Source organism: Nocardia sp. NPDC004278 (assembly GCF_053602975.1).
On sequence record NZ_JBSGEQ010000018.1, the window covers coordinates 1 to 8,716 of the forward strand.

General features: G+C 65.2%; 6 protein-coding genes. 3 read left to right on the top strand and 3 right to left on the bottom strand.

Going from position 1 to position 8,716, the window contains the following annotated elements; genetic code table 11:
• On the top strand, positions 1–404 hold a 404-nt coding region (locus ACWEO2_RS25395), incomplete at its 5' end, for an acyl-CoA dehydrogenase C-terminal domain-containing protein (RefSeq protein ID WP_452407591.1).
• Positions 405–470: 66 nt separating this feature from the next.
• Here ACWEO2_RS25395 and ACWEO2_RS25400 read toward each other — a convergent pair.
• Positions 471–1,595: a GGDEF domain-containing protein gene (locus tag ACWEO2_RS25400; protein ID WP_452407592.1), complete on the bottom strand. Its 1,125-nt coding sequence runs from the start codon at positions 1,593–1,595 to the stop codon at positions 471–473.
• Between the two features lie 296 nt (positions 1,596–1,891).
• Here ACWEO2_RS25400 and ACWEO2_RS25405 point away from each other — a divergent pair, with 296 nt between their 5' ends.
• Positions 1,892–2,998 (top strand): DUF4185 domain-containing protein, encoded by a 1,107-nt coding sequence (locus tag ACWEO2_RS25405; protein ID WP_452407593.1) that lies wholly within the window; start codon positions 1,892–1,894, stop codon positions 2,996–2,998.
• A 110-nt stretch (positions 2,999–3,108) separates the two neighbouring features.
• Here ACWEO2_RS25405 and ACWEO2_RS25410 read toward each other — a convergent pair whose 3' ends face one another.
• Both ACWEO2_RS25410 and ACWEO2_RS25415 read right to left on the bottom strand, forming a co-directional pair.
• Positions 3,109–3,333: a hypothetical protein gene (locus tag ACWEO2_RS25410; RefSeq protein WP_452407594.1), complete on the bottom strand. Its 225-nt coding sequence runs from the start codon at positions 3,331–3,333 to the stop codon at positions 3,109–3,111.
• 770 nt (positions 3,334–4,103) lie between these two features.
• The gene (locus ACWEO2_RS25415; RefSeq protein ID WP_452407727.1) at positions 4,104–5,906 is read right to left on the bottom strand and encodes a VanW family protein; all 1,803 of its coding nucleotides are present in this window, start codon (positions 5,904–5,906) and stop codon (positions 4,104–4,106) included.
• 1,599 nt (positions 5,907–7,505) lie between these two features.
• Between ACWEO2_RS25415 and gnd the strand changes: the two genes are divergently transcribed.
• Entirely contained in the window at positions 7,506–8,537 is a 1,032-nt protein-coding gene (gene gnd / locus ACWEO2_RS25420; protein WP_452407595.1) for a phosphogluconate dehydrogenase (NAD(+)-dependent, decarboxylating), read from the top strand.
• Positions 8,538–8,716: the final 179 nt, after the last annotated feature.

Below are 8,716 nucleotides of genomic sequence, written 5' to 3' on the forward strand. Positions count from 1 at the left end.
AGAAGTTCATCGACTCCGAGGCGGGCAACGGTCGCCTCAAGGGCGAGCGCAAGCTGCTGGCCACCGCGCTCGAGGATGTCCAGGCCATGGCCGCCACCCTGACCGGGCACCTGATGGGCGCTCAGGAGCACCAGTCGGAGCTGTACAAGGTCGGTCTCGGCTCGGTGCGCTTCCTGATGGCGGTCGGCGACCTGCTGATCGGCTGGCAGCTGCTGCGTGGCGCCGAGGTCGCCATCAAGGCCCTCGACAATGGCGCCACCGGTGCCGATGAGGCGTTCTACAAGGGCAAGGTGGGCGTCGCGCAGTTCTTCGCCCGCAATGTGCTGCCCGAGCTGACCGCGACCCGCGCCATCCTGTCGAACCTGGACAACGACATCATGGAGCTGGACGAAGCGGCGTTCTGATCCGATAGCGTTCGGACACAGGCGAATACGAACAATGGCGGCCCGGAGCGATCCGGGCCGCCATTGTCATTTGCCGCGACGCGACAGATCTCGCCGCGGGGTGGGCGCGGCGTCCGGAACGTAGATCGGGGGCTCGGCCAGCACAACGGCATTGCCGCCCAACTGTTTCGCCTCGTACATCGCGGAGTCCGCGCAGCGCAACAGCAGCTGGGGCCGACCGGTATCCGCACCGCCCGCACAGACGGCGACACCGATGCTGGCCGTGATGACGACGGGCACCCCGGCCGCCGCTTCGACGGCGCGACGCAACCTCTCGGCGGTGGCGAGCGCACCGTCACGATCGAGTTCGCCGACCACCGCGAACTCCTCGCCGCCGGTGCGGGCGACGATGGCGTCGGGATCGACGACCGCCCGCAAGCGCTCGGCCGTCGAGGCGAGCACCTGGTCGCCGACGATATGACCGAATGTGTCGTTGACCGACTTGAAGCGGTCCAGATCGAGGGCGATCACCGATAGACACTGCCGATGCCGGGAGCGGTACAGGTAATAGTCGAGACCGCGCCGATTCAGCAGCATTGTCAGCGGATCCGACAGCACGTCGGTGCGCAGCACCCAATAGCAGAATTGCAGCCCGGGCAGCACCACGACGATGGCCGCCATCATGATCAGCACCATGGCCGCCGCCAGCGGTATATCGCCACCCGCGGAATCGGTCACCACATAACCGGCGAGGATCCCGATGGAAAGCAATGACCACGCGGCGTGCGCGGCCAGCGCCCGCGGACTGTGGAAGAACGTGATGTAGGCCCCGGTCACCACCAGCAGCATCGCGCTCAATGCTGCGTACAGCCGATCGCGGTCCACCAGACAGGACGCGGTGATGGCGATATCCGCCCAGGTGCACAGGGCCAATGAGGTGAGCGCACGCGGCCATGGAAACAACCACCAGCGCACCGTCCATACCGCCGCGGTGAACCCCGCGAATGCGAAGATCGCACGATCGACCGTTCCCGATGGACCGGCGGGCGACAGCGACATCAACATATTGATCAGCAACATCACCGCGCCGCCCGCACCGATGATGAATTTGACCGGACCTAGGGCGAAATGCGATTCCAACGTCCGCACGAGCCAGCGGTAGTGCACCGGATCGTGCCACCAACTGCGAAGCGTTGCGCGACTATCACCCATGAGCCACCGCCTAGCGTTCACCAATCCTGCTGGATGTAATGGAACAGCTGTGCCCTCGCGAGCGATGCGGCAAACCGTCATATATCGAGCGACCGAGCCCCGCCGCCGAAGAAGCTGTATCGGGCGACCTATGGTCGCCAGCGGTGACAGGTCGGCCACTCCCGAAGCCCCGTCTCCTGATGATCTTCAGTGTAGCTATCGGCTGGTGTCCGGCTCCACATCAAACGCGTTCGGACATGGGGGCGAGAACCGGGCACAATGGCCGGGCAGACCGCGCGCAAGAAGGGATCGTCCGGATGAACCGATCGCTGTCCGCACTCACCAGAGCCGGTGTCCTCGCCGCCGCACTCTCGGTCGCACTGGCCGGACCGGCCGTCGCCGACCCGAATATCGTGATCCCCATTCCCGGCATCAACCCCATCCCCGGCATCAACGGCCAGTCGCGCGGCCTACCACGCTTACCGGGAGTGACCCAGGCGGTCTTCCAGATGACCGGCATGGACAGCCCCAATCGCACCCAGAACGTCAATGTGCTCGGCACCGACCTCGGCATCATGTGGGACGACGGCAACGGACGGATGCTCACCGCCTTCGGCGACAGTGCGGGCCTCGGCTTCCCCAATCTGCTCGTCGGCAGCGTGTGGGCCTGGAGCAGCCAGGTCCTGTTCAGCAGCACCACCAAGGATCCGGCACAGGGGATTTCGTTCGACGGCGTGGTGAGCAACAATCCGCTGCCCAGTCCGAAGATTCCCGGCATCGAGATCAGTCTCATTCCGACAGCGGGCATTTCGGTCGGCGGCGTGCAGTACCTGAGTCTGATGTCGGTGGCCAGCTGGGGTGAACACGGCAAGTGGGAAACCAACTTCTCCACTCTTGCCGCCTCGGCTGACGGGGGTCGGAGCTGGGCACCGCTGACCACCACCCGACGCGCGAATGTGGACGGGTATCAGAACTTTCAGCAGAACGCCTTCCTGAAGGACGACGGCTACGTCTACCGCTACGGCACGGCCGCCGGGCGGCAGCATCCCGGATTCGTCTCGCGCGCACAGGAAGCCGATATCGCCGACATCGATCGCTACGAGTACTGGGACGGCACCGAGTGGAAGCCGGACGCCAAGGTCGCCGCACCGATCGTCGATGGTGTCGCCGAGCTGTCGGTGATGTGGAACGACCAGCTGGGTAAATTCATCATGCTCACGACGGATTCGACCAATTCGGTGGTCTTGCGCAGTGCAGACAAGCCGGAGGGGCCGTGGAGCGAGCCGCAGGTGCTCGTCGATGGGCCTGCGCTGCCGAGCGCCTATGCGCCGATGATCTTCCCGTATCAGACCGGGCGTGACCTGTACTTCTTACTGTCGGTGTACAACCAGTACAACGTGCTGCTCATGCGAACGCCGCTGTAAGGTGCGGGTGCCGAGCGGATTCAGGCCACATTCGTTCGCGACCCGGCGCCGGGGTCCGCAAAAGCAAAGTGCCTCACCTCATTTCGAGGTGAGGCACTTCCAGCATCCGATTACTGCGTCTTGGCGCCTGTCGAGCCGGTGGACAGCGCCTTCACCAGATCGGTGACCGCCGAGCTGGAACCGGTCCCATTCGGGTTCGGCTCGCCGGGGGCGATGGTTCCGATCGGCTCCAGGACGATGCCTTCATCGACAGCCGCCGATGCAATACCCGAACCGACCAGGAGAATGCCCGCGGTCGCCGCGAAGGCGACACCGAGCACGCGCAATTTGCTCATTTAGAACTTCCCTTTGAACCCATGGAGAAATATCCAGCCGGTAACCGATTATTACCGGCCGAAAGAAGTTTCACCACCGCACGGAGAGGCGACAAGCCCCTGAGATTGTGGGCGGATCGATTCGATTTGCCGAACTATTGCTGGTTCACTCGAATCGAAATCCCCGCAACACGATTCCACGGGAACGCGTCACCGGAACCGAACCAGAGCGGCGATATAGCTGTCGAGTCGCACCACCGCGCCGCACCTGGTACGAAGGGCCCGGCACCGCCGAATTCACCAGGCAGGGTCGGATCCTGTTGTGCAGCATTCCAAATGGAATGAAGTGACACAAGCCGATGCGCATCGGTCGCCTACTGTGATTACCCAGCTATTCGCAGATCGGGCTGAGATCATTTTCACGTGACTTCGGCGTAACATACACGCCCGCTGGACGATTGGTCTCGAACGCAGGTCGATGGCGCGACACCTGGTCAGTTCGCGTTTGCGATGTGGGTTTCGATCAGCTCCGCACTCACCGGGACATTCCGCCAACGGGTTCAAGGGCGCGGATAAAGCCCCTGCACTCGACATCGGTTGCAGGATACGACGCCTGGCGGGCCCTGTTCCGGGCCCCCAGGCTGGACCACACACACGCGGTCCTGGCAGGCCCCCGCAGAGGCCAGGAGGATCGCGCCTCACAAACGCGCCTTCGCCTTGGCGCATTGCCTCGCATAGGTTGCAGGAGGCTATGCGAGGCAGTCACGCGCTATGCGACAGCGCGGCGAGGTCTACTCGCACTTGACGACTGGGATGGGGTCGTATTTGACAGTGCGGGTGGTGCGGGAGATTTCGCGGCCGGTTTTGCGGTCGGTGATGACTCGGGTGTCGGAGATGGTGAAGCCGGGGGCGCCTTCGGTGGCGATGCAGTCCTTGCCCTTGGGGAGTTTGATGGTGGTTGGTTCGGTGGGCTTGGTCTTTTCGCCGGTGATGGATTCGACGTTGACGGTCTTGGTGCCCCATAGGCGGACGGTCACCTCGGAGTCGGTGGTCGAAGTCTCGATGTAGACGCCGGTTTGGCCGGTATTGCGGAATTTGAGGTCGATGGCGCCGTCGAAGACGGTTGCCTCGCGTGCCGCGGGATAGCGCGAGATGTAGTAGCTGTGTTCGGTGTGCCCCGCGTCCTCCATGCCCGCGAAATAGGCGGCGTTGTAGAGGGTGGTGGCGAATTGGCTGATGCCGCCGCCCACCGCGGTGCTGGGGCGGCCGTGGTCGATAATGCCGGATTCGACGTAGCCTTCGGCGGTGCCACGGGGGCCGGTGAAGTCGTTGAGCGAGAAGGTTTCACCCGGCTTGACGATGGCGCCGTTCACCTTCTGAGCGACCACGCGGATGTTCACGCCGGACGGGCCGCTGAAGCCGCTCGTGGTGAACTGCCCCATCATCTCGGTGACGCCGAGTGCGTTCGCGGCCTCGGTGGTGAGCTTGGGGTCGACCTTTTCATAGACGGCCTGCGCTGTGCGCTCCTGCGGCGCAACCACCAGAGTGGGCAACAGCTCCAATGTCTTCGCCCAATTGATCTTGTCGCCGACAATGGCCGGAACCACGGTGGGTTTCGTCCCGGTCAGCGCGAAGGTCGCGTCCTTGGCCTCGACTTCCGACGGTGCCAGCTGCGGGCCGAGCACACCCTGCGCCACATCCTGTTTGAAGCTCGCGGCGAGTCCGCCCTGGCCGTCGGGCGCGAAGGACAGCAGGGACGCGATCTGCTCCGGTTCCAGCCTGCCAGTCGCATTGTTCTTGCCCGCGAAGACAATCGGTGCACGCACCGCGGGTTCGGCGATCTCGTGCAAGGCCCGTTCGACCGCCTCCGCGCGCACGGCGATCGGCGCCGCAGTCTCTGGAAGATCGAGCAGCGCACCGCGATACCAGTTGTCGATGAGCGCGATACGTGCGGCGGGAACATCGAGGATGCGGCCCGGCACCGGCGGCACCGCGACCGGGCGGGCGCCATCGAAGGCAATGGTGCCCTCGACCGTCGGACGGTCGTGCACGCGCAGCGCGGTGAGCTGGGCATCCAGCGCATTGCCGTCGACAGTGCTCGCGACCGGCACGGTATGCGTGGTGAACAACGAGGTCACTCGGGTGATCGGATTCAGCGGCTGGGTACCGATGTTGGCCCAGGTGGTATCCCAATCAACTGCCAGGCCAGCAGTTTTGGGCGTCAGCCTGGTCTGCACATCGCCGATCTGCAGCGGAAGCTCCTGATCAGCGCGCGGCCCGAGTGCGGTACGCAGTTCCGCATCCGCCGCCCCCGTGCCCTTGCCGCCGATATCAATACCGGCGACCACAACCCCACGCGGCACATGGCCCGAGGAAAACACCAGGTCCGCAACATAAGCCAGCCCGGCCGCCACGACAAACGCACCGATCCCGATGCCGATCCGCTTGACGATCGGCGATTTCAACCCACCCGGCTCAACCGGTCTCTCGGGCGCCCGCCGCCCCTGCCAACGAGCACCAGCCCCCGAAGGCCCGCCCCCCTCGGACGGTCTTGCCTTCGGTCTCCGAGCAGTCCGCAGCGGCGTAGTCGGCATGGAATCACCGACCCACTCCCCCGCCAGTTGCCCATCGACCTGATGCGCTGGCGATTGACGTTCGGCCAACGACTGATGCTGGGCCACTGTCTGCTCGGCCGCCGACTCGTACTCCGTCACCGATTGATGCGACGCAGGCCGATGCGGGGTCGACGCGGGCTGAGGCTGATATTCGGCCCCCGCCTGATGCGGTGGCGCCGACTGATGCTGCGCAGCTGAATGCTGTTCCGCCGCCGATTGATATTCGGCTGCCACCCCATACTGCACCGCCGAATACCCCAGTTCGGTCTGCTGCTCGGGCGACTGGGGCTGATATGCGGCCGCCGATTGTTGCTGCTGCGAGGACTGATGCTGCGCAGCCGCCTCATGCTGGCCGACCTCATGAGGCAGAACCGTGCGCGGCGGCGGTGGCTGATGCCGCGCCACCGACTGCGGCGGCAACGGCTGATGCTCGGGCGACTCGGGGTGAGCCTGATACTCGACCCCCGCCTGATACTCAGCTGTTGAATGATGCTGCGCAGCTGAATGCTGTTCCGCCACTGATTGGTACTCGGCTGCCGACCCGTACTGCGTCGCCGAATGGTACGGCTCAGTCTGCCGCGCGGGCGAGTGGGGCTGATATGCGGCCGCCGACCGATGCTCGGCTGCCGGATTGTCCTGGGGCACCGACCGATGCTGGGCTACCGGATTGTCCTGGGGCACCGACCGATGCTGGGCTACCGACTGGTACTCGGACGCCGAATGATGTTGGGCTACCGACTGATGTTGCGTTGTCGAATGATGTTGGGCCGCAGGCTGGTAGTCGGCTGCTGACTCGAACTCCGCCGCCGAATGATGCGGTACTGAGCGATGCTGGGGCGACTCGGGCTGCGGCTGATGCGGTGTCGCCGACTGATGCAGCGCCCAGGACTGATGCGAGCCCGGCGCTTGGTGCGGGACCGTGGGCGGCGGAGGAGGCTGATGCTGTGCGACCATCCGGCTCGGATCCGCCGCCCGATTCGGATCCATCACCCGGCTCGAATCCGTCACCCAGCTCGGGTCCGCCGCCCGATTCGGGTCCGCCGCCCGATTCGGGTCCGCCGCCCGATTCGGGTCCGCCGCCCGGCCCGAATCCGCCGCCCGGCTCGGATCCCCACCCTGACTCGGGTCCGTCTGGTACGCGTCCGATACGTGCTGCGGACTCGATGCCTGGGGAGCGGGGCGGGGTGGCGGGGGCTGGCCGGGAGCGGATCTAGCCGAGTCGAGGAACTGTCTCAGTCCGACCTCACCGTTTTCGTGTCGGCCGCGTCGCCCAGTGCTCGATTCGCCCGTCACGAACCGTCCTCCCCGCTCGATTGAAAGGAGCTCGCACGGTGCGAGTCTCCGCCAACGATAGTGGTCGCCACCGACGTCGGCAGCACAGCACGGTCCAAGAGCAAATCCCGTGCAACGGACCGCGCCACACATGGAAGGGCCCCGCGCAGTTGCCGGGTCGGGGGTCTGGCAACTACGCGGAGCCAACCCGTTTATCGGTGCAACGCAGCGCGCGTTACACCCGCGCGAGACAATGAGCAGAACTCTCACCACCAGGGCCCCGAAGCGACAAGGGAGATGGATGGAATGCAGCTGGGAATGATCGGCCTGGGTCGGATGGGCGCCAATATCGTGCGCCGGATCGTCAAGAACGGACACACCGCCGTCGGCTACGAACGCAAACCCAAGAACACCATCGCACTCGCCGAAGAACTGGGCAGCGACAGTTTCCAGGGCACCACCGACCTGAAAGACTTCATATCCAGGCTGGAGACGCCGCGGGTGGTCTGGGTGATGATCCCGGCCGCGGTGACCGGTCGGGTCATCGATGAGGTCGCTGACCTGCTCGAACCCGGCGACATCATCATCGACGGCGGCAACAGCCGCTACCACGACGACATCGCCCGCGCCGCCACACTGAAACCCAAGGGCATCCACTATGTGGACATCGGCACCTCGGGCGGCGTATTCGGCCTGGCCCGCGGCTTCTGCCTGATGATCGGCGGCGAGGCCGAGCCGGTGGCGCATCTGGACCCGCTGCTGAAGTCCATCGCGCCCGGAGTCGAGGCAGCCGAGCGTACCCCGGGCCGCACCGGCGAGCCCTCGCCTGCCGAGCAGGGCTATCTGCACTGCGGTCCGGCCGGTGCGGGCCATTTCGTGAAGATGGTGCACAACGGCATCGAATACGGCGCGATGGCGGCCTACGCCGAGGGTCTGAACATTCTGCACAAGGCGAATATCGGCGCGGATCACGACGCCGCGGCCTCGGCCGAGGAGGCCCCGCTCGAACATCCGGAGTGGTACCGGTACGACATCGACGTGCCCGAGGTCACCGAGGTGTGGCGGCGCGGTTCGGTGGTCGCTTCCTGGTTGCTGGACCTGACCGCGAGCGAGCTCTACACCGATCCGACCCTCGCGTCCTTCGACGGCCGGGTATCGGACTCCGGCGAGGGACGCTGGACTCTCGACGCCGCGATCGATACCGGCGTCCCCGCACCGGTGCTCTCGGCCGCGCTGTTCGCACGGTTCTCCTCACGCGGGGAGGCGCTGTACGCGGACAAGATGCTCTCGGCCATGCGAAAGGCCTTTGGCGGACATGACGAGCTGCCCTCGAAGTAGCCGCCGAGAACAATACAAACCCTCCGTCTCAGACAGAACAGGGTTGTTTGCAAACCATGGCCTTCGCCTGTCCGATGGCGACTCACGCCAGGCCTGATCCATTGGCCGAACGCGGACTCGACCCACACCAGACCGGGTCCATTGACCGAACACGGACTCGACCCACACCAGACCGGGTC

Coding starts and splice junctions, on each gene's coding strand:
- gnd (WP_452407595.1), top strand. CDS start 7,506: ATGCAGCTGGGAATGATCGGCCTGGGTCGGATGGGCGCCAATATCGTG.
- ACWEO2_RS25400 (WP_452407592.1), bottom strand. CDS start 1,595: ATGGGTGATAGTCGCGCAACGCTTCGCAGTTGGTGGCACGATCCGGTG.
- ACWEO2_RS25410 (WP_452407594.1), bottom strand. CDS start 3,333: ATGAGCAAATTGCGCGTGCTCGGTGTCGCCTTCGCGGCGACCGCGGGC.
- ACWEO2_RS25405 (WP_452407593.1), top strand. CDS start 1,892: ATGAACCGATCGCTGTCCGCACTCACCAGAGCCGGTGTCCTCGCCGCC.
- ACWEO2_RS25415 (WP_452407727.1), bottom strand. CDS start 5,906: ATGCCGACTACGCCGCTGCGGACTGCTCGGAGACCGAAGGCAAGACCG.